At 32.0% G+C, this 21,669-nt stretch carries 17 protein-coding genes and 2 pseudogenes; 5 read left to right on the plus strand and 14 right to left on the minus strand.

Going from position 1 to position 21,669, the window contains the following annotated elements:
* Positions 1-450: 450 nt before the first annotated feature.
* On the plus strand, positions 451-720 hold the full coding sequence (locus ACYSNW_RS13555) for a hypothetical protein (RefSeq protein ID WP_461745336.1): 270 nt from the start codon (positions 451-453) through the stop codon (positions 718-720).
* A gap of 384 nt (positions 721-1,104) precedes the next feature.
* Here ACYSNW_RS13555 and ACYSNW_RS13560 read toward each other — a convergent pair whose 3' ends face one another.
* Together ACYSNW_RS13560 and ACYSNW_RS13565 are read right to left on the minus strand one after the other, a co-directional pair.
* Positions 1,105-3,339 carry a tetratricopeptide repeat protein gene (locus tag ACYSNW_RS13560; protein ID WP_461745338.1) on the minus strand — a complete coding sequence of 745 codons (2,235 nt, stop codon included), beginning with the start codon at positions 3,337-3,339 and terminating at the stop codon, positions 1,105-1,107.
* A gap of 246 nt (positions 3,340-3,585) precedes the next feature.
* Complete coding sequence (locus ACYSNW_RS13565) at positions 3,586-4,296, minus strand: GIY-YIG nuclease family protein (RefSeq protein WP_461745340.1); 711 nt, start codon at positions 4,294-4,296, stop codon at positions 3,586-3,588.
* A gap of 699 nt (positions 4,297-4,995) precedes the next feature.
* On the opposite strand from ACYSNW_RS13565, the gene ACYSNW_RS13570 reads away from it, so the two are divergent.
* A complete protein-coding gene (locus ACYSNW_RS13570) occupies positions 4,996-5,247 on the plus strand; it encodes a hypothetical protein (protein ID WP_461745409.1) in 252 nt (83 codons plus the stop codon).
* A gap of 357 nt (positions 5,248-5,604) precedes the next feature.
* On the opposite strand, the gene ACYSNW_RS13575 is transcribed toward ACYSNW_RS13570, so the two are convergent.
* Entirely contained in the window at positions 5,605-6,792 is a 1,188-nt protein-coding gene (locus ACYSNW_RS13575) for an FRG domain-containing protein (protein WP_461745342.1), read from the minus strand.
* Between the two features lie 440 nt (positions 6,793-7,232).
* On the opposite strand from ACYSNW_RS13575, the gene ACYSNW_RS13580 reads away from it, so the two are divergent.
* Positions 7,233-8,252 carry a DUF4238 domain-containing protein gene (locus tag ACYSNW_RS13580; RefSeq protein ID WP_461745344.1) on the plus strand — a complete coding sequence of 340 codons (1,020 nt, stop codon included), beginning with the start codon at positions 7,233-7,235 and terminating at the stop codon, positions 8,250-8,252.
* A gap of 362 nt (positions 8,253-8,614) precedes the next feature.
* Positions 8,615-10,621 carry a P-loop NTPase fold protein gene (locus tag ACYSNW_RS13585; protein ID WP_461745346.1) on the plus strand — a complete coding sequence of 669 codons (2,007 nt, stop codon included), beginning with the start codon at positions 8,615-8,617 and terminating at the stop codon, positions 10,619-10,621.
* A 17-nt stretch (positions 10,622-10,638) separates the two neighbouring features.
* Here the strand turns inward: ACYSNW_RS13585 and ACYSNW_RS13590 are convergent.
* Positions 10,639-12,417: pseudogene (locus ACYSNW_RS13590) on the minus strand (IS1182 family transposase).
* A 213-nt stretch (positions 12,418-12,630) separates the two neighbouring features.
* Between ACYSNW_RS13590 and ACYSNW_RS13595 the strand changes: the two are divergent.
* Positions 12,631-13,889: pseudogene (locus ACYSNW_RS13595) on the plus strand (ISL3 family transposase).
* A 390-nt stretch (positions 13,890-14,279) separates the two neighbouring features.
* On the opposite strand, the gene ACYSNW_RS13600 reads toward ACYSNW_RS13595, so the two are convergent.
* The 10 genes from ACYSNW_RS13600 to ACYSNW_RS13645 form a co-directional block, all read right to left on the minus strand.
* Positions 14,280-14,960: a 4'-phosphopantetheinyl transferase family protein gene (locus tag ACYSNW_RS13600; protein ID WP_461745348.1), complete on the minus strand. Its 681-nt coding sequence runs from the start codon at positions 14,958-14,960 to the stop codon at positions 14,280-14,282.
* Between the two features lie 64 nt (positions 14,961-15,024).
* Positions 15,025-15,618 (minus strand): hypothetical protein, encoded by a 594-nt coding sequence (locus ACYSNW_RS13605; protein WP_461745350.1) that lies wholly within the window; start codon positions 15,616-15,618, stop codon positions 15,025-15,027.
* 106 nt (positions 15,619-15,724) lie between these two features.
* Complete coding sequence (locus ACYSNW_RS13610) at positions 15,725-17,371, minus strand: ABC transporter ATP-binding protein (RefSeq protein WP_461745351.1); 1,647 nt, start codon at positions 17,369-17,371, stop codon at positions 15,725-15,727.
* A 225-nt stretch (positions 17,372-17,596) separates the two neighbouring features.
* Entirely contained in the window at positions 17,597-18,088 is a 492-nt protein-coding gene (locus tag ACYSNW_RS13615) for a hypothetical protein (RefSeq protein WP_461745353.1), read from the minus strand.
* A gap of 150 nt (positions 18,089-18,238) precedes the next feature.
* A complete protein-coding gene (locus ACYSNW_RS13620; RefSeq protein WP_461745355.1) occupies positions 18,239-18,439 on the minus strand; it encodes a hypothetical protein in 201 nt (66 codons plus the stop codon).
* A gap of 32 nt (positions 18,440-18,471) precedes the next feature.
* Positions 18,472-19,161, minus strand: a complete 690-nt coding sequence (locus ACYSNW_RS13625; RefSeq protein ID WP_461745356.1) for an ABC transporter permease — start codon at positions 19,159-19,161, stop codon at positions 18,472-18,474.
* Positions 19,162-19,220: 59 nt separating this feature from the next.
* On the minus strand, positions 19,221-19,946 hold the full coding sequence (locus tag ACYSNW_RS13630) for an ABC transporter ATP-binding protein (protein WP_461745358.1): 726 nt from the start codon (positions 19,944-19,946) through the stop codon (positions 19,221-19,223).
* Between the two features lie 124 nt (positions 19,947-20,070).
* Positions 20,071-20,484 carry a hypothetical protein gene (locus ACYSNW_RS13635; RefSeq protein WP_461745359.1) on the minus strand — a complete coding sequence of 138 codons (414 nt, stop codon included), beginning with the start codon at positions 20,482-20,484 and terminating at the stop codon, positions 20,071-20,073.
* A 20-nt stretch (positions 20,485-20,504) separates the two neighbouring features.
* Complete coding sequence (locus tag ACYSNW_RS13640; protein ID WP_461745361.1) at positions 20,505-20,654, minus strand: AgrD family cyclic lactone autoinducer peptide; 150 nt, start codon at positions 20,652-20,654, stop codon at positions 20,505-20,507.
* Positions 20,651-21,247, minus strand: a complete 597-nt coding sequence (locus ACYSNW_RS13645) for an accessory gene regulator B family protein (RefSeq protein WP_461745363.1) — start codon at positions 21,245-21,247, stop codon at positions 20,651-20,653. Before ACYSNW_RS13645 ends, ACYSNW_RS13640 begins: the two co-directional genes overlap by 4 nt.
* Positions 21,248-21,669 lie beyond the last annotated feature (422 nt).

Genomic DNA, 21,669 nt, shown 5'->3' on the forward strand with positions numbered 1-21,669 from the left:
TTTTGAGCTACCACTAGAAAGGATTGCTAGGTTTCTTTAAGGTACTATTGACTTATTCAGGTATTGGACTTTGTGTCAATGCCTTTTTTGTTTCTATTCTAGGTCTAATTTTTAGCAATGGTGGTGATAATGAAACGTAACGATGTACAAGTTAAAAAATAGAAAAATAAAAAACGGCACCTTACAACCTGACTGGCATCACGTTGCAAGGCCCCGAATAAACAGCCACACGCTGCTTATCCGAGTTGCCGATAGCGCGTACCGAAGTACTCGCATGTTTTATTGTACTTAATTTTGAATGATTTGACTAGGGGTATTAGTGGATTCTTTCATTTTTCTGGCGATTTCATGCGTTCTTTGACGAACTATTGCACACGATGAGGCACAGATAGGTCTGATCGTTTTTTATTTTCCTGTTGGTTTTACAAAAAAAGGAATGGATGTGTAATGATGAGTAAAGAACAGAATTTGAAAGCAGTCCCTTATCAGGATATTTTGGATGTACGGAGTGAGTTGATCAAGCTTCGGTCTTGGCAGAAGTCGTTGATTTATTTGGATGAGTTTTTTGATGGGAAGGTTACGAGGAATAAGAAGGATATGCGGATGCGGTATTATTCTTGTCAGCAGTTGTATCAGGTGTTTTCTGGGGATTTTGAGGAGGTATTGAAAGAGAGTGAGGAGATTGTAGCGAGGATAATGCAGAGAGGGAAAGTTAAGTAGATATATCTATAAAAAAGCTAAAATCAATTTGTTCTCTTGATGATTTTAGCTTTTTATGTGCATTGATTTTATACTAAATACCTTTCCATTTGACTTAAGCATTTGAAAAATTAAAAGTATCAAAGGATTCAATTATTTTTAAGAAAATTAAAATCGGTACAAATTTTTTTCGTCTTTGAAACGGATTAAAATCAAGATTATTAATTATTAAAGCTAAACATTGCATTTAGAAAAAACCATTTCATAAAGAAAATATAGCATAATCGATTCTAACTTATTAATTTTTTTCAATTGATTTTTTACATTATAGAGTTTATGTGTACACCTATAAGAGACAATTTTTAAATTACTCTTCAAAAAGTAACTGTTTAAGTAAAGTATTTATTAATATCTAATTTTAATAGTAGAATTTTTAATAATTGTTTTAGGGGACTTGAGTTCAACAATTGGGCGCCAATAACTACAGTCGTCGCTATTAACACCAAAAACAACTTCTTCGAGTACTACGGTGTCAATTTCTAAATAGAGTTTAGGACTGTTTAAGTCATACTTAATATTAAAAATATCATCTTCAAATTTTGATACTATAGCCAATAATCTATATTCGTCCTCATATTCATATATTGAATTTTTAATTAAAAATTTGATTCTATCTAATTCAGAAGAAACAAACTGACTTATAAAATTTAATAATTCAGGCTCATCTATTTTCTCAACTAAATCACTAAGAGTTAGAAGGTCATTGACTACTTTGTTTAAAAAAACATTATCAAATTTATCTACAGTAGTAGAATCTTCTATATAATAAATTTTATACAGAGAAGCTTTCTCATTTAGAGTATAATCATTCCCTTTGCCAGTTAGATAATTATATGTTTTTAAACTCATATTTTCTTCTTCATAATATTTACTTTTCTCAAATGGTAGATTACTGAATCCTAAAGATACGCCTTGGCTATCTTTACCATACATTGACCACATAGGTATTGCATCACTATTTGATGTTAAAGATGCAATAAATGCACGACTAACAACATGATTAGGTTCTAATATTTCATTCAAATTATGACTTTTATGACTCTTCGATATTATATTTAATAAATATTTTCCTTCCTCAGGATCATTCATGTAGTCAGTATTATATAATCGAATTTTGATATTGTTATCTTCTTTATTTTTAGTAACCTGCCTTCCTAAATTAAGTATGCTGCCTAAAGTACTTAACGACGTATATTGATATAGTGTTAATTTTTTATCTTGTTTAACAGATAAACTATCTTTAAAATTATTTATATTTACTAATAATTTTATTATATTAGAGTATAATTTTCTTTTGTCATTGTAAAATTGTTCAGTGCTAAGTACTAATTCATATAAATTACTATTATAAGAATATAACTTTTGAAAAACAATATTAAATTCCTCAATAGATACTTTCTTCAATAATCTTTTAACATCTTCAAGTTCAATTTGAAAATTTCCTAGATTAGATAATAGAAGAACTAAGGCTTCACAAAAATCACTCATTTTTTCTAAGACAAATGATAACCTTCTCTTATATAAAACATTTTTTTGGTCAATATAAATAGCTTTTTGATACATTTTTTCAGCTTTTTCAAAGTCCTTCAAATCTATATATAATTCACCTAACTCAGCATAAGGAATATCGACATTTGAATCTAGAAAGATACTTTTTTCAAAATATTTTATTGCTTGTTCAAATTTTTTTTTCTCACTATACAACTTGCCTAAATTGTAATAAGTGCTACCAATATTTGGATCTATATCAATAGCCTTATTATAGCTATTTTCAGCTTCTTTATATTTCTGTTGGAGATAGTATGTGTATCCTAAGTTATTATGTGCAGAGGTATCATTTGAATCTACATCAATAGCCTTTAAATAGTTCATTTGAGCCTTTTCATATTTGTTTTGCAGTAAATATAGATTACCTAGATTATAGTATGCTAATTCAGAAGCAGCATTTATTTTAATAGCTTTCTTGTAGTATTTCTCTGCTTCTTGAAATTTATTTAGTAGTACATACAAATTACCTAGATTATTACATGCTATTTCGTTACTACTATCTAAAACTATAGCTTTTTTTAAAATTTTCTCTGCATCACTATACCGTTTTTGCTCTACATACAAACTTGCAAGATCATCATAAGGAAGAACATATTGAGGTTTATTTTCAATAGATTTTATATACATACTTTCTGCTTCAGAATAGTCACCTCGTTCAAAACATATTTTCCCATAATTATACAATGCTTCTGGCAATTTAGAGTTTATATTAAGTGCTTCTTTATAAGATTTTTCTGCCTCAAAGTTCTTATTTTGATCCTTATATAAATTACCTAAGTTATTATGTATAGAAGCAATATTTGAATTCTTTTTTATAGCTTTTTTATAATATCGTTCAGCTTTAGAATATTGATTTTGCTTTTTATACAAATTACCTAGGTCATAGTAGGGTTCATATCTTTTAGGATTCATTTCTTTAGCTTTATTAAGATTTTTTTCTGCCTCATTATAATTTCCAGCTTCAGTTTGAAGTTCACCTAATAAAAGTTGTTTCATAAACTCATTTTCTGAGGATAATTTATTATTTCTCAATTTTTTCTCCCTTTTAGTAATTTTAAACAATATTTTATCATATAAAAACAATTACAATGCAATCGTATTACTCATAAAAAAATCAATTTTTGAATAATCTTTCAGTCTTACTTTAAATTCTATTTACAATACATATTTCCCAAAATAAAAATCAACTATAAAACAAATTAAGAAGACACAATGTAGGATTATCAACTCATTTTTTTCTACAGTCTAATACTAGAATTATCTAATGTTTAATCTTTTTTATAAAATTTCTTTTATTGACTTTGGAATATAATTAATTCCTTTCATAAAATCCTCAAATGTATACTCTAACCATTCAGTTGGAAAAGTAAACTTTGATTTATTTTTTCGTATCGTATTTTTGAATAGTTCAAATTCTTGATAATCGTCTACATGCAAAAAGTCCCCTCCCCGCACTTTGTAACAGCCTACTAACTTCATTAAATTTATTGTTGCTTGTGTCTCCATTTTTAAATATGAAAATTCACTTGAAACACCTAAATCTTGAACAAATAGAATACATTTAGGTTTATATTTCTTTGTATATAGGGCTGAATGTGCTTTACTATTTGTGTGTTGATAAAATCTTTTGTCAGGATTTTTACTAATTCCTACATAATATCGCCCGTCCTCTAAGGATAGACAATATAGATACTTTTTTTCCGAAATTAATTCAATGTTTTTTTTAGTAGGCAGTTGTATAGAACCTTCATAGGTTAGTATTTTATGCTTAATCAAAGTTCTTTTTAAAATCTTCTGATCAGAAACCACATATTTCCCACCTCTTACATTTTCCCATCCATATTGTTGCATGTATTTAATTACTAAACTGTTAACTAAGATTTCTATTTCAGCACTTTCTAAGTTTGAAATATCTTTTGATTCAACAATAGATAGTGGTTTGTATTTCTTTGTCCATATAGCTCCTTTTCCATCAAATTGTTTTTCCATTGTTTTTTGTAATTAGATGTATATCCAATATAATAATTATTTTTTTCTAACTTTAATACGTACAATATTTTTCCAGTAGTTTTCATTTAATCATCCTTTCAGACAAAAGGTTCTATATAATTTTATCACATATAAAAATAAGTTCTATCCATTATTTAAATAAATTTAGATATAGTTTTATTCCTAATACATTCGTTTCTATTCTATTTGCTGTAATGTGTTACCCAACTCACAAAATTAACTTTTAATATTGTCTATCTCTTCCGAATCGACATCGGAGAACACAAAATTTTTTTCTAAATAGAGCTATTTTAGCTAATGATTTTTTCATCTTTAATATCAATTGCTAAGTAATATTTCAAGAAATTTACTATTAATTTATTTTCTGCTTACAATTTTTCTTTCTCACAAAAAATCCTTTACTATAAAAATATCAGTGAACTATCACGCACTTTGTTAATTGAATCAACTTTATCTTTTTTTATTTAATTCTTTCAAAATTTTTCGAACAATACCTTCAAAAAATGTTGAATCTAAGTATTTTACGTAGTTGTTACTTACCTATATCGCTTTCTTGTTTGTTAAGATAAACTAAAAGTCCCCCTTTTTCCTCTTTACTTCCTTTTCCAGATAAATAAATTTTTTGATATACAACCTAAGTCTTCTAAAAGAATGATTAGCGCTATTGGCTTGTGTTTAATGGTTCTAGTTCAATTAATGGTGAATGAAGTTATTTTCGTTTTAGCAAAGATAGTTCTAGCTTCAAAATATCCTAATAAAGAAGCTGGTAAGGTGGTTCAACAACGATTAGGGCATGAAAACAGTAAAGTGACATTAGACAGCTATGCACATATTACAAACAACGCTCCTAAGAAAACTGGTCAAAGCTGGTCATTTCTACTATCAGGGCAAAACAAAAAAGCTAGAATCCTTATACATCAATGGTTCTAGCTCCTATAACAGGTTTATCCAACACTGCCTTCCATGCAAAAGGCTAGCTTTTCTCAGAGCTTCTGCCAAGCTCTACTTGTTGCTATAACTGCATTCTACTTTTTCAGTAAATACTACGAAATTCTAGTAATTTTTGTCAATTGTAGTTAGTTTTGATTTAGTTTTAAACTGTTTTAACCAGATAAATATGGATATTTTGGATAATTTTTAGTAAGAAAATTGCGAGCTAGGTTAGATACTCAAAAAGAATTCTGAATAAACTTGTACTCAAGATAATCTTGCTGAGATATCTTGAGTATTTTGTTGCCATTATACTCCTCAAAAATATCTAAAGAATTTAATAGAATATATTCTTAATTATTCCAATAGTTCCTTTGTCTTTAAATACTCAGCAATATTGTCATGATCCGGGAAAATAGTTTTTTGATTAATACCTAATCTATTTAAACTCCTAAACACTTTTTCTTTATCTGTTATAACAAATTCTATATCACTATCAACTTTTGAAAAGCCTATATAATCACTAGTTTCATTAGCTGCTCCTCTATAATGAGGCAGTTGATAAAGAAACGTTCCCTCTTGTGATTTCATACGCTCAAACTTAACAGATGGTTGAATAGAAATTAACGGAAATACAACATGCGACCCAACTTCATAAGATATAGAAAATTGATTTGAAAAACTATCTGCCATATTCCTACTTTGCTGATTAATAGCCAATAAGATAATCACTGCAAGTGTATCTGACAAATATTGTTTATAATGAACTTCAAATATAGGATCTTTTCCAATCATTGAAATTGCAGTCCTAAATTTGTTACGCTCTTTATTATGCTTAAAATCTATTTCGAAATATTTCAAAAAAATTTCCTCAAAATTTTGGGCATACGTCTCTAGATTTTCGTATTCTTGTGACTTAAACTCTCGTAATATTTGAGCAAAAGTTGCATCAACTTTAATTCCAATATATTTTCTTTCATACAAAACACTATTTTTTACCATAATTGATTCTAAATTTTCAATACATTTAAATAATAGTTCACGTTTAGTTTCAATGGATTGATTTTTTATTTTTACTAAAACTTGATATGTGAAGTCATTATCTAAAAAGAAAGAATTTAAAGTCATTTCTTCTTTATTTTCAAAATCAGACATATCAATGAATCTTTCTTTATTAAAAACATGAACTTTACATGTACTTTCCTGATAATTAGAAGAGCATGCAAAATAGAGTGCCACCAGAGGACTAGAGGTAATATCTATTAACGAAGTTGGTAGCCCATGATGTTGTGAGTATTGAAGAAAATTTTCTCTTTCGATTTCATTTAATTGATGTCCAACTTCACTATAATATTCTTTTAACGTTTTTCTATAATCGATTCTTTGTCTCATTTCAGAAAAAGGAATATTGTACTCTCTAAAAGCAGAAGCCGTTATTTCTGGAAACTTAGTACTCGATTCTCCCCTATAATAATAATTACCATCTAAAGCTTCTATATTAGAAATATAGTCTTGAATGTTATTAATGTTGATTATCGTCTTCATACAATTATCCTTTCATCAATTATTTTTTATATGTTCATGTTAACATATAATTTTATGTAATAGCCAATTGGTTAAGTATTCATTCGTTATGATTACTTATATATTCTGTCTAAATCAACCATCAATTATTTTTATATTCTACCAGTACTATTCAAAAAAAGATGCACCAGAAGCCCTGGTATAACGGCATTCTGTTTTTCTGACGAATACTAACTGACTCATCTTAAAAATGAGTATCTTTTTCCATATATTCCACTTGATGTACTGATCTCTATGTGAGAGCCAGTCTGCTAATAATTCTCACTTTATTTTCGGGAACAAGACAAAATTAATGTTACCTCCAATAAAGATGCACTTCTTAACTTGAACTATCGGATTATTCGAGGTTAGTTGATTACCAAAATAAAATACTATAATATAGCTATAAAGGGGGAATTCGTTTGAAAATTAACAATCATTATGTTCCTAAAACATATCTAAAACAATGGGCTCGTCAAAAGAAAATTTATGAATATAAGCTTCTAGTTCCTCATGATAAATGTCCTAAATGGAGTAATGTTTCTATCTCAAGAACTTCAAGCCTTGACTCGTTATATTTATATTATGATGAAGGCGAAATCACCGATGAAATGGAAGATTTTTTTTCAACTGAATTTGAAATGCAATATAGCTCGTTCATTGATAAAATCAACTCTTACTCTATTCTTGATGAGAATGACAAAGAATATATTTCAAAGCTAGTTGCAAGTCAATACCTCAGAACATTGAAGGGCTTTTATCGTATTCAAAAAATTGTAATAGATACATTTCCTAATATTATTGAGGATTTAACATCCTCAATGGAACAGGAGTTTAAAACAACAGGAACTTTGCGAGTTGATGATAAATCAAAAACAGAATATGACAACTTCATTCCTTTAAAAGTTGATATTCAGAAACTTAATGAGGAAAAATCTGGTTTAAACATACAAACAATTGCTGGTAAATCATTGTGGTTGTTCGGTATAAAACATCTCCTTACTTCCACTTATAAAGCTTTAAATAAGATTTCATGGTGTATATATGATGCTCCTAATAACTTTGAATGGGCTACTTCTGATGATCCAGTAATTTTTCTGAACTTCTACAATAAAAAGAATTACAATTTCGATGGTGCTTGGGGTGTAAACAATACAAATATCATTTTCCCTTTATCTCCAACCAAGTTATTATTTGCAACAATTGGTCAACCTACAACTCCATACCAAAAAGCGTCTCTGACTTTTGCTGAGGAAATCCAAAGATACATTGTTGAGAATGCATATTCTAAAGTATATTCGCGAATTGCTGTTAAAAAAATCACGAAAATACGTAAACGTCGTGTAGATGAAAAAGAATTCAGAGAATTTAATGACTCATTAAAGAATTTCCATGACAATTATGTGAACGATGAAATTCCTCTTTTAAAAGACAAACTTTAGATAAATAAACTCTTATTTTTTCTTTGAAAAATTGATACATCATTCAATAAAATAAACTTTAAATATTTGTTAGAAGACTAGATTATTGGCGAGTTTCCGATAGATCCTAAATATTTTATTACAACATTATTTCCTGTAAATACAATTAAGGCTTGAAATTTTTTGTGGATTATAATTGATTTTAATTGAATTTCAAACTAATTAGTAAATAATTCGCGAGCTAGAATAAATAATGAAATAGTTAATTAACGTCTTCAGTTTTTTCAAAGATACAAAATTTTATCTCCCTATGTACTAAAATTATATCTTCTGAATTATGCTATACTTTAGGAGATAACTTCTAAATTTAAGGGGGAAATTTAATGCGCGATAAACCTATATCTGGAAAAAATGATAATAACTATTCCATTAAATACAATAAGCGAGCTCACTCGGATTATATAAATTTTTTCAAAGAAAATAAAGATGATGTTATCTTTCTAAATGGAAAATGGGGAAGCGGAAAAACTAGTTATCTTAACATTATTCTTGAGGAAAATAAAATAGACTTTAAATTTATAAAACTCAAAAAAAAGATAATAAAAACAATAGATTTATGGAGAATAACAACTAATCAAAAAACTTCAGAAATTTGCTACAGAACACTTTTTCCGATAACTGGTTTCATCACTAAATATATTTTCTTTTTAATATTCTTATTGTTTAGCGGATTGGCTGTATATTTTTCCAATATAAAGTTTCCTATCGAATCAGCTACTAGTAGTTCTTCATCTATTACTACCACTACTTATTTTTTCTTTATTTCTGGTTTTTTATCTGGAATGACTCAAATTTTAGGACAGATTGATTATGATAGTTTATTTTTAAATCTACTAAAAATTCGCACAAAGAAATACTTTTTATGGAGAAAAAGAATAATCATTATTGACGATTTTGATCGCATTACTCCTTCTAGACAGAATGAATTATACAAAATTTTCAATTTGATAACTAACAAAAAAATAAAATTTGTATTTTTGGGTGATTACAATTTTATTCAACAAAATGAAGATAGCTACTTACAAAAAATAATTGATAGAAGAATAGAATTGCCTTATGAACTATCACCTTCAAATTTTTGGTCACTCTATTTTGAAACTATTATTAGCTCTATCGAAGAAAAAAGAGAAGATGCATTAAGTACTACTGAAACTAAAAACTTAGAAACTTTAAAAAATGAAATAATTATGGAAAATAGAACCTTAAGAGAAAAAAATTTATTTGAGAAGTACGTGAATGAAATCATATATCATGAAGATCGATACGATAAAGTTAATATAGATCAACAGTTTTTAATCATCTATCTCTACTTATTTCATAATAGTCATTATAACATCTTAGTTAACAAAATTGATAAGCTTTTAGATGCTTACCATCATACTGGCATTAGATTGGCTATTCAAAATAATCCAGAAAAAAAGAGCAATGAATTAGAAAAAATCAAAAATGAAGCCAGAAAATACTTTGGAGAAAATAGCTTACCTACTATTCTGATACTAGATATTCTTTTGAGATACGACGATTTATATGGAAATTCACAATATCAGAATTATAAATACAATGACTTTATTACTCAATTTCCAAATTATCTCATCAACTATGTTCCTGTAAATACAACTGGAAAAGATATTAGAAGTATAATTAATATCCCTTTCACTAGAAAACAAGCATTGCAGAAAATCCGAGAAAACTCTAACTCAGACATATCTGACTACATTAGAAGAAATCAGAATCAACTAACAACTATAGAAAAGAACAATTTATTTAGCTTAGCTATGGATTTTGTTAGTCATCAAGATTACAAGTACCCTGACGATAGAGATGTAGATGAACATTCTGTTAGAAAAGAAATTAGTATGATTATTAGTTTAGGTTTACACTTAAATACTTATTTTGATGCTAGAAATAGAGATGAAGCTAGAGAATACTTACAAAAACATTTTCTCTATAAATTGGATGTTTCCACTCAACTTCAATTCTATCAGTATTATATCTATATCGAACCAACAAATATATTGGATTGTCAGAGAAAAGCTATTGAATCTGTTATACAATCTAACACTATTAGTAATCTAGAGTATCCAGAATTTATTTTCCACTATTTATATCTAAAAAACAAAAAATTTACTGATAAACAAGTAGAGACACTTCTATTGTTATCTGACCAACAATTCTACCATTTTGTTGCTAAAAATAGCTATGATCGTGGTATTAATAGAATCGCATTAGACTCAACTATTTCAGAAGAACAATTAAAGAAAATAAAGGAAAGATATGAAAAAATGGATAAACACTACAAAGATAAGCTGAATATACAATTAGTTAATTAACAATAAATATGATCTAATCATCCCCACAATACAAGCAGGCTGCCCCTGCATCGCGCGAAGTGAAAGACGCAGATACAGCCTAGCTTGCTTTTGGTGTAGCGAAGCCACGCCAAAATGTTTAAGAGGTTGGGACAATAGTCTCGCTTAAAAAGTAAAAACAGGTATCTTTTGAGAAAAATAATCAAAAGATACCTGTTTTTTCCTATAGTCAAGAGATCTCTCTCCATATGTTTACTTAATTTTATTAAATTGTGCGCCATCAATGATAAACCGATATCGATATGCGCACCTGATTTCCCTCTCAAGTGGAAACGATGGAACGCCAATTGTGCCTTCAGGTGTCCAAACACTGGTTCGACATCGATTTTTCGTTTCCGATAAATCGAACCTGTTTGTTCCTCTAAAAGCTTCTTTTTACATTCCACTTTAAAATAGCGCCAATTATTGTTTACTTGAATTTGTCGCTTTCGACTGCTCTTCGCTTTTGTACATTGGCTACGAACGGGACAATTTCGACAGTTCTCACATTCATACACTTTGAAATCTCGAACAAACCCACTGCGATCTTTTCTTCTACTGTATTGTTTGAAGGGGACTACCCGATGGGCTGGGCAAATGTACGCATCTTGTTCTTCAAGATACAGCCAGTTTTCAACGATAAAAGGATTTTCTTTGTACTTCTTTTTGGTTTCTTTGTGATAGCTAGCATAGGTGATTAAAGGTGTCTTATGTATGGCATCATGAATATACATAAAATTTTCTTAGCTACCATAACCCGCATCCGCCACAATGTATTCTGGTAACTCTTTGTGCTGCTCCAAGAACGCATCTAAGAATGGGTTTAACGTTTTTGTATCTGTTGGATTTGGGAAGAGATCGTAGGCTAAGACATACTGATTTTCAGTAGCTATTTGTAGATTGTAGCCTGGCTTTAGCTTACCATTGCGCATGTAATCGTCTTTCATTCGTATAAATGTGGCATCTGTATCTGTTTTAGAAAAGCTATTTCGTTCTTGAAAAAGTCGATTGTAGGCTTCATATTTTTGTTTTCTTGGTAGGTAATCTGCTTGAATTTTTCTCAGATATTTTCTATAGGTTCTTCTTTTTCTCTTTAAGTGACTTTGTTTTTCTTTTTGTTTTTCATTGGACAATTGTGCCTCTACTTCATGAAGTTCAGCCTCTAAATTATTCGCAGCTTCTTCCAGTTGGTCACTTGTCAATCCGTCGGATTGTTCTTCCTCTTTCAAACAAGGCAAGACGTTCTCTTTGTAAAGTACTTGATAGAACGCCTCCGATTTTTCATCCAATAGTCGCTCATACCGAGTGGTTGCTTTCCGCCAAACAAAACTGAATTTATTGGCATCGGCTTCAATTTTTGTGCCGTCAATAAAGATGGCCTCATTATTGATGACTTGGTTAGTAATCAATTGGCGACGAAATAAAACAAACGCTTCTGCTAAAAGATGAGTGGTTGTTTCCTGTTTTCTAAAACGATTGATGGTTCAATAACTAACTTGTTCATGATTGGCTAACTAACGCATCCGATAACTATCGTCCGGCAGAAATTCTATTTTCCAACTAGAATAAACACGTTGCGTATAGGCATAAAGAATGATTTTTAACATCATCTTAGGATGGTAGGCCGGTCGACCTAGTTGTTCTTCTAATTCATTAAATAATGTTTGTGGAATTGCTTCGACCAAGGTATTGATCACAAAAGCGACATCTGTTTCTGGAATAAATTGTTCCATATCTAATGGTAAAATCGTTTGATTGCTGGTATAATTTTTAAACATAAAAGCACACTCTTTTTTGATTGGGTTTTGTCACTTTAATCTTACTAGGTTGTGTGCTTTTTGTGTACCCTAAATTCAAAAAAAGTGGAATGATAATCAGATTTTTCTCTGACTATTGTCCCACACTCATTTTCATATTAATAAAAAAAACATATCGTTCTCATGTATGATTAATTTACTACAAAAAAACAAACAGAGAGGACGATATGCTCTATGTCAAATGATATCAAAAAAATAATAAGAATTATAGACAAAAATATAGTAATTGATGACGTTTCTTGCGAAACTTTACATGGACAAAACACTTTAGTGATTCATGCAAACCTAGCTCCTACTCCTTGTACCTGTTTAAACTGTGGCTCTACCACCCATGATTCACAAGGAAAGAAACGAATTGTCAAAAATGGACACAAGATAGTTACAGTACGATTTGAGCAATACAACCATATGCCGACCATTATGAAACTAAAAAACAACGATACACTTGTAAAAATTGTAGCTCACATTGGACAGCGCAAAGTTACTTTATACGACCGAAGAAATCGATTGCTAATCAGGTCAGATTCAAGGTCATTACCTTGCTCAAAGAAAAGGTTTCTCTTACCTTTATCGAAAAACTAGCCAATATTTCAATTACTACCGTTATTCGTATACTAAAAGAACTCAAAAGTTATTTTCCTAATCCAAGAAAAACTGTTCTTCCTAAAGTAGTGATGGTCGACGAATTCCGTTCGCATGCTCGTACAGAAGATAAAATGAGTTTTATCTGTGCGGATGGTGAAACAGGACAATTAATCGATATCCTACCTTCTAGAAAATTATCAAAGTTAACCACTCACTTTAAACAATTTTCCACTACAGAAAAAGTCGAATTTCTAGTGACCGATATGAACGCCGCTTATTTCCAACTACTCAAGCACGTGTTCCCAAATGCACAATTAGTCGTTGATCGCTTCCATATCATTAAGCATTTAAATAAAGCATTTCAAGACTTTCGTATAAGAGAAATGAAGCGATTAAAGCAAGAGAATCACCTTGAAGCCTATCGGAAAATCAAAGCCAATTGGCGCTTTTTTACTAAAAATAGAATGAACATTACTCACTCTGAATATAAAAGCTGGAGGAGCTTTCGCTCCCCTAGATATCCTTACTTAACTGAAGCTATGATGATTGATCGCTTATTAGACTATTCTAAACCTTTAAAAGAAGCCTACGATAGTTTTCACGACTTGACTGATGCGTTTAGAACAAAAGATCCTGATAAATTTTTTACATTACTTAACGAGCTTTCAACTACTTTAGATGATGAGTTTCGAAAGAAACTACAAACCCTTTTTAAGTTTGAAGAAGGGATTCGCAATGCCATGATTTATCCATACTCTAACGGTAAAATAGAAGCAAAAAATACACATATTAAAACCCTTAAGCGCATTTCCTATGGATTTAAATCATTTGAGAACTTAAGGTTGTAAGACAGTTGTTTAGCTTTAAGTAGTAAGGCAAGCAACGATAAAATTGTTCTCCCAATTTTAATCTTTGCTTGCCTTACTACCTAAAAGCTGACAGGTGAGCACCGTATATGAAAATACGAATTTTTCTGAACAATGGCTTGATTGAGATAACATAACAAAAAAATCATAATGAAAGAGTCGCTCCTCCATTATGATTTTCAATTAATCTTGCTTATCAGTCCTATTTGACAAAGAGCCCTATTTTGTTACTATCCAACTGACTATGACATGTCTTGACTACCAGAATTCACGATGTTACCATCTACTAGCTTCAATCTAGCAACTGTTCGACACAAATCACGGATAGTGAAGACTGTCTTATCAAGTTGAGCTACTTCTTGTCTTTACAGCTTACCCAGTCGCAAGAAGCTCACTGACAGTGATTTCCTTTTGTCGATTTTTTTGACATTGTTCTGAGCAAATGGCCAACTTGTAATTTTGATCAATTGTTCGTAGCGTAAATTTTTCTTCGCTACTATCCAGCTCCTGATCGACCAGTTTTATTTGCTCCTTCAGGCTTATGCTAAATGAAGTAAAATCTTTGCTTAAGCCAACACCTATTTTCTTCACATAACTTTCTTTTAAAGTCCATAATGAGAAAAATATTTCGTGCCCATCTTGTTGCTTATCCTGAACCTGCTTCCACTCTTCTTGAGAAAAGAAAGTTTCAAAATCAGCTAAATTCATTGAAGGATCGATTCTTTCCACATCTATACCAACCTCTGTATCACTCACTGAGCAACACACATAGTCACCCGCATGAGACAAATTATAATATATATCGGAATATCCATTCAAATAGGGCTTTCCATAAAAATTCTTATTAAACGAGAGCTGTGATTCTTCTATCGAAAAATACTCTAACAGCATTGCTCTTATCAGTAATCCGCCTATCAACGATCTCTTCTTGTCCATTGGAAAGTATAGGTTGTTTATTCTATCACGTCTATCCTTATCGACACATTCCAGCAGACTATTCCATTTTTCCAGTTGAATGATCTCTCTAATATTCACTATAGTCGTAAATAGCATATTCTCTCCTCTCTATCTTTCGCTCCAACTGGAAGAAATCCAATTTTTCCAGCCTTGAACGTTCTTATACCTTCTGTTCCTTCTTCAACATATTCTGCTTTAAAAGAATGCCGTCTCCTTTCGCTTTCATTTGCTGCTCGTATTCTTTGGCCTCCGCCAGGCTGAATGATCGACTCGCAACACTGACCAAATACATGGAAGTTATACAGAAAAGTAACAGTACACCAATAATTGAAAAGCCCAACGGATCTTCCTTCTCTCGAATGACATCTGAAAACACACCTGCCAGATGAACCATAATAAAGAACGATAGCGGAAGAATAGAGATCGCATGTTTCTTTCTATACTTCCAAGCTTGCCTAAGAATAATGAGTGACAGGACGAATCCACAAATCAGTAGAAACATTGAGCTAAGAATAAACGGCGGTGTCAAGCTGTGAATCTCTTCTAGTATTTGTTGATTCGCTGCTGATTCCTCTTGTACAAAACCTGCAACTACCTGCTCTCTGAAAAACAGCAAGCTCCCCAGACTGATTATTCCTATGATTGATAAAAGAATTTGCGTGAAAGCAATAATCCCCATAAAAATAACCGGCAGCTTGTAGTATGCAAAATACTTTCCACGAGAAATTCCTTTCTGATTTTTTTCGTTTTCCATTATCTTGTTCTCCTCTAGTCACTGTCTTTTGTATTCCTAACTTCAAAACAATGGCTCTCCTTTTTAATTTTTATCAATAATGTTTGATTTCTATTATTCCTTCGAGTTACATTACAGCGATTTTGGGATGAATCACCTTTTCCAGACCACCCGCATTCATTACCAATACTGCATCATACAGCTTTGAAGAGGCTTCCGTCAGCTTATGGGTCACATGAATACAAGTTTGGTCCGTAAGCTCTAAAATTTCTTTCTCAACCACTTCAGCTGTTTTCTTATCCAACGCACTAGTGAACTCATCTAACAAAAGAATAGGTGCTTGTCGAATCAACGCTCGAGCAATTGAGATTCTTTGCTTTTCACCACCAGATAAAGATTGACCGTTCTCTTGAATCGGTGTATCCAGCCCCAATGGAAGCCCATCAACCAGATTTTGAAGTCCAGAACTTTTTACGGCCCACTCAATTTGTCCTTCATCAAACGCATTATACAACGTGATGTTATCTCGAATGGTTCCTGAAAAGATAAATACATTCTGATGTGTTGTTGAAAATAGATTGAAAAAGCTGTCACCTTCTATTTTCTGATATTCTAAATCATCCACTGCAATCTTCCCATTATAGTTTCCATAATAATTCTGAATCAGCTTCAACAATGTTGACTTCCCGCAGCCGCTCTTCCCGGTAATTGCATACTTCTTCCCTTTTTCAAAACGAAAATGGAAATCATTGATTACTTTATTTCCTCCATCATAACTAAAATCAACCCCCTGAAAATCGATTCCCTGTTGGAAATCATTTTTCGCAACAACTGATTTTTCCAAGTGCTCCTGAGGCGAATCCAATAACTCATCCAGTTGCGTTCTAATATCTTCTGTTGATTTCGAATTATTGAGTGCCAACAACAAGATATTGATAGGATTCATCACACTATTCAACAACTGAATGACTGCCAACAGCGACCCCATAACCAAATTGCCATTAATGACAAACCAGCTACCCAAAATCATGATAGAAAACACAATCAATATAACCAGATTTTCGTTTACAACCTTGGTAATTCCTTGTCGAACATTGAACTTCAGCTTTGTAGACTCTAGTTTCTTGTTATACACATCAAACTCATTTTTCATTTTCTCCTGTGCATGAAATGAGCGAATCACCTCGTAGCCAGAAACCAAGTCTTTGGTTTTACTTGTAAAATCTGCCATATTCGTTTGAATGTTTACCCGCAGCTTGTTTAAACCGATTCCTGTAAAAGAAGACATCCCTAGAAAAATGGTAGAAATAGCGATAACGCCTAAAGAAAATTGCCAGTTGATAATGAACAATGACAAAACAGCAATAACAAAAGTGACAGCTGATTGAACAATCAGAAAGTACGACTTGAAATAATTTTCTTCCAATGTTGTCATATCATTTGTTAAAACTGAAATGTATTCTCCACTGCTTTTATCATAAAAATCCTGATAACTTTTATTCATAATCGCGCTATACGCTTTGCTTCTCAACGATTCAATCGCTTCCTTTGTGTATGTTGAAACGACCACTTCTTTTAGATAGTTAACAATGAAATAAGCCAGAATATATAGGACCGAAATACCAATCGAGCGTTTTAGCGCCTCCAGATCCTTCTCCATTGCGCAATCCAGAATCAGCTTCATCAGAAAAGCAACGAGTACCGCCATACCTGCTGACAAGGCGGTAAAGACTGTCGCCAGCAACTTTAATTTTATGCGCTTCTTTTTTTTCACTTCAATCTCCTCTTCTCTTTTTTTCATTCTGCCTACAACTGCTCGAAGTGAAGCCTTTTCTCAAACAAGCGGCTTCTAACTATTTAAGTAAAAACAGTTGCTATAGGAGAGCAGCACGGCTGTCACAGAAGATAAAATCAACTCTTTTCTGTTGATTATTACAGCCGATAATTGCTGTTCTCTATAGATTTCCCTATTAAATTAGACAGGTACTCGTTTTAAAAATTAAGCATTAACCATAATCCTTGGCTCTTTTCTGGCACCATGTGATACTAGTTGTTGCTTGAAATTAGTCAAAAGGCTTTTGATTTCTTCTTCAGAGTACTTTTGCTGATTGTATTGAACACCAACATTGATTTTGCCTTTTGTTACTCTGGAATAACAATAGATTTCGTAGTTGACGCAGAAATCCTGTGGCGGAACATTTCCAAATTCAATTGTTGAAAGTGAAAGCCCTTCTGCTTTTTCAACTGAGCTGCGCACCTCACCAAGGTTGTTGAACACATATCTAGGTTCCATTGTATATTGTCTGTCATTGTTCAGATATTTTTTAATAGAGTAGCCTCTTCCTTTGTTTGGTACGTCGTTTAGTATTCGATCCATATTGACAGCTCCTTGATGGTGTAAATCGGTTCTCTTAAGTTTCATCGGATAAAATACATGACCATCTCCGCCTGCATATGCGAATGAAAATAATTTCACGCCTCTTCCCCCCATTTATCATTCATTCTATATAAAACAGCTCCGTTAGCTTTCCACTGAACCAGCTTTATATAGTCAAAATTCGTGTGCTTTCTATGTATAAATCTGAGCCGCTTTCCGGCTCAGATATTTTCACTCGTTGTTTACAGTTACCACCAAATATCTCTAGATGATTTGCATAACATTGGTGAATACCGCTGCTACACCTAGCAATACGGCAAGAATCCACCACTGATTATCTTTTTTCTTCAAGTAAACTCCGACAAGTAATAACACAATCCCAAAAACTACACTGGCAGTGGCACCAAAAGTGACTAATTGTGACCCTATACTATTTTCAATACTGTTTAAAAATTTTTCATTCATAATTATTTCCTCCTAATTTGATTTTTCAATGATTAAAGTACAATATCTTCTGATAACATTTTTTTAATTGCTGTAAGTGCTAATGCAATCCCAATTACGCCCATTGTAATTGAGACTGGTATCATAGTGATGATACCAGCGCCATCCTGTCCTCCGGAGCTAATCGTCAGACTCACAATCAAAATGGAGCTGACCACCGTTGCAACAGTCGATTTGTTTAGCATTCCCACATACATTGGCAGCATTCCCAGTAAGATAGACGTGATTGTTGTCAGAAGAGTCACGCCGATTTCTGATAAATTAATACTGTAATTGATTAATGGCAGTACCTTGTCTAAGCCAAAAAACAATACATTTTGAAACACTTGTGAAACAATCATTGATACAAAAATCATTGAACATACAATCAACAGTTTGCTGATAATAGCTTTTTTTCGATCCAATGGATAAGAAAACAGAATCAGGATCGTTTTACTTCGAAACTCTTCAATAATCAGATTCGCAATCAAAACTGATTCCCATACAATGAACACTGATTTAACCAATGTGTCAATAACTGTTACAGTCGTGATTTGAGGAACCTCACCACCTGATAAAGCCGTTAAAAACGAAGTCATTAATACTAAAAGTGCGATACCGACATTTGCGATCATGACGTGTTGAATATATTTTTTCACGTCAATCTTTCTCATTTCAATTTCTACTAATTTTTTCATATTCATAGTTTTGCTTCACTCCTATAGCTGTCCTCATTATTAGACAGATTTATTTCTTCAGCCGTTTACGCAGCTTTTGATGAATGTAAAATTTTGATAAAATGTTCTTCTAAATTGAAGTTATTCTTTTGGAATACTTCTTTAGGTATTTCCTCCAACAAACTGCCGTCATTGATGATTCCTACCGTATCTGCTATTTTTTCTACTTCATTGATAATATGGCTGCTGATAATGATTGTGACATTTCGCTGTTTATTGATATCAACTAAAATGTTTCGAATATCTACAATTCCTTCCGGATCAATCCCATTAATCGGTTCATCCAAGATCAGCAGCTCCGGCTGACAAAGTAACGCACGGCCAATCGCTAAACGCTGCTTCATCCCTAATGAAAGCTCCTTGATAAATTTGTCTTCAATTCCGGTTAGTCCCACTAATTCCAGAACCTTAGATATGTCCTCTTTGTAGCCTCCCCCCAAATAGTCACAGTGAATGTGCAAATTTTGTTCAACTGTCAGGTTTTGATAAAAAACAGGTGTCTCAATTAAACTACCAATCTTTGATAAATAGCTGGTATCCTCTGAAGCGATGGGTTTCTCCATAATCTCCATTGCACCTGAAGTTGGTTTCAAAAGCCCAAGCATGATTTTCATGAGCGTTGTTTTTCCTGCCCCATTTGCTCCCAGTAATCCATAAATTTTCCCTGGCTCTACGTTCAAATTAATATTTCGAAGAATTTCTTTGTTACCCAAGCTTTTTGTCAAATTATTCGTTTGTATAATAAATTCCATAATCTTTCTCCTTTGCTAAAAATGTTTTTTTATTTAACACACCTGAATAACGATGTATTTTCATGATTTTCTCCAACACTCTAATGGGTGGGACTTCTATACTTCTTATTAATTGAATGGACTATCATCTATCGATAGAAATGATTTCTGTGATATCTTTTGGAAAAAACTTTTTCTGGTTTTTACTTAATAACTGATAACCAATCTTTTTTTCCTTCAAGTAGCTAATAAGCTTCGGGATAAGTGTTGATCTATTTTTGTTGCTCTTTTGGTTGACTATAATGACAAGCTCCTCCAGCTCACTGTTATCCATAAAATCTGCCGCTTCTCTAATTTCGATTTCCATACTTTCCTGCTTTTTTAAGAAGAACAGCCGATCCCTGTTATAAATAAAGAATTCTTCTGCTTTTTCCTCAATTGAAACAAGTTCAAACATCTCATAGAAAAAGCTATCCCAGTCTTCCGATTTACTAATATCTGCTAAAAAATCAATATTAATTGTTTCCAAAAGCCTATATTTCTGAATGTATTTATCCATATCGCTCCCTCCTCATTATTTTATTCCTCAGATTTCAAAATATCCGGCTTAGTTGGTTCGTAAAATCCCATAGGGCAAGCACTAGCTAAGGCTATATTTCCTAATAGCACACCTAAAGTCACTGTAACTCTCAATAATTTTACTTTTGTCTTATAAAATTTCTTCATCATTTTTGATTCCTCCAAAATATTTTTTCTCGTGGGAACGTCAGAATAACTGCAATAGTTAATCCACCTATTCCAATAACCTGATGCGTGTCCTTAAAAAGAATGAACAGGAACATACACAGGAATATATATGTAAGAACAGCTCTCTTTCTAAGTTTTGATCGTTGCTTTAGATCTTGTATCCGATCCTTTTCTGTATCTGCAGGGGCTCTGAAAAATAGAACAATCACACTTATAATTCCGATTGTGATAACCTGCAAAGGATTGATAGTTAGCTCCAGTGAGTGAAGTAACCAAGGAAGTATACTGAAACAAATAATTCCGCTTACTCCACAATTGAAGCTCGATTTAGCATGGAACCCTTTGCTGTAGTTACGAACGATACAAAATGGAATGTGGCATATTAATGTGACAAAAAACGTTCCTAACATGAGTGAAGTAATGTAGATAAGAAATAACTTGACTAAAGTAATCAATAACACGGATAAACCATAAGAAATTTTTGCTTCCTCTATCTCTGTCAGTGCAATTTTTTGTTTCAAGCAGTTTGTCAGTTTTAATGAGAACTGCTCTTCTATCGATACTCTGTTTTCCATTTGTTTGCTGCCCCCTCTACAAATACTATTATAGATGGGAACCCTATCTGAAATGCAAAACTTCATAGCTCCTTGCTCTTCCAACAAAAGTGTCAATAAATAGAAACGGAATCAACACTTCTGATATCAAAAGTGTTGATTCCGTTTCCATATTCTGTTCTGATTTATTTGAAAAGTTAGAAATAGAATTGTTTCATCCCTTGATATACCTACGTTTATTAAGCATTTAGCAGCAAAAAAAGAGAATAGACCATTAATCAGTCTACTCTCTGCTGCTTGTTCACTTCTGCATACATTCTACTTACAATTCAGTTTCTTCTTACTTCTGGGAACCAGTCATCTCTTCTATAAGTTCTCTCCTCACAATCTAGTTCAAACAAAACCTGCTTTGCCAAAACTTGAGTGACATTCGTAGAACCAGC

This window comes from Enterococcus sp. LJL99, assembly GCF_054871725.1.

Excerpts from the sequence above, each read along its gene's own strand:
- ACYSNW_RS13555 (WP_461745336.1), top strand. The coding sequence starts at position 451 with ATGAGTAAAGAACAGAATTTGAAAGCAGTCCCTTATCAGGATATTTTG.
- ACYSNW_RS13565 (WP_461745340.1), bottom strand. The coding sequence starts at position 4,296 with ATGGAAAAACAATTTGATGGAAAAGGAGCTATATGGACAAAGAAATAC.
- ACYSNW_RS13570 (WP_461745409.1), top strand. The coding sequence starts at position 4,996 with ATGGTTCTAGTTCAATTAATGGTGAATGAAGTTATTTTCGTTTTAGCA.
- ACYSNW_RS13575 (WP_461745342.1), bottom strand. The coding sequence starts at position 6,792 with ATGAAGACGATAATCAACATTAATAACATTCAAGACTATATTTCTAAT.
- ACYSNW_RS13585 (WP_461745346.1), top strand. The coding sequence starts at position 8,615 with ATGCGCGATAAACCTATATCTGGAAAAAATGATAATAACTATTCCATT.
- ACYSNW_RS13600 (WP_461745348.1), bottom strand. The coding sequence starts at position 14,960 with ATGCTATTTACGACTATAGTGAATATTAGAGAGATCATTCAACTGGAA.
- ACYSNW_RS13605 (WP_461745350.1), bottom strand. The coding sequence starts at position 15,618 with ATGGAAAACGAAAAAAATCAGAAAGGAATTTCTCGTGGAAAGTATTTT.
- ACYSNW_RS13615 (WP_461745353.1), bottom strand. The coding sequence starts at position 18,088 with ATGGGGGGAAGAGGCGTGAAATTATTTTCATTCGCATATGCAGGCGGA.
- ACYSNW_RS13620 (WP_461745355.1), bottom strand. The coding sequence starts at position 18,439 with ATGAATGAAAAATTTTTAAACAGTATTGAAAATAGTATAGGGTCACAA.
- ACYSNW_RS13625 (WP_461745356.1), bottom strand. The coding sequence starts at position 19,161 with ATGAATATGAAAAAATTAGTAGAAATTGAAATGAGAAAGATTGACGTG.
- ACYSNW_RS13630 (WP_461745358.1), bottom strand. The coding sequence starts at position 19,946 with ATGGAATTTATTATACAAACGAATAATTTGACAAAAAGCTTGGGTAAC.
- ACYSNW_RS13635 (WP_461745359.1), bottom strand. The coding sequence starts at position 20,484 with ATGGATAAATACATTCAGAAATATAGGCTTTTGGAAACAATTAATATT.
- ACYSNW_RS13640 (WP_461745361.1), bottom strand. The coding sequence starts at position 20,654 with ATGATGAAGAAATTTTATAAGACAAAAGTAAAATTATTGAGAGTTACA.
- ACYSNW_RS13645 (WP_461745363.1), bottom strand. The coding sequence starts at position 21,247 with ATGGAAAACAGAGTATCGATAGAAGAGCAGTTCTCATTAAAACTGACA.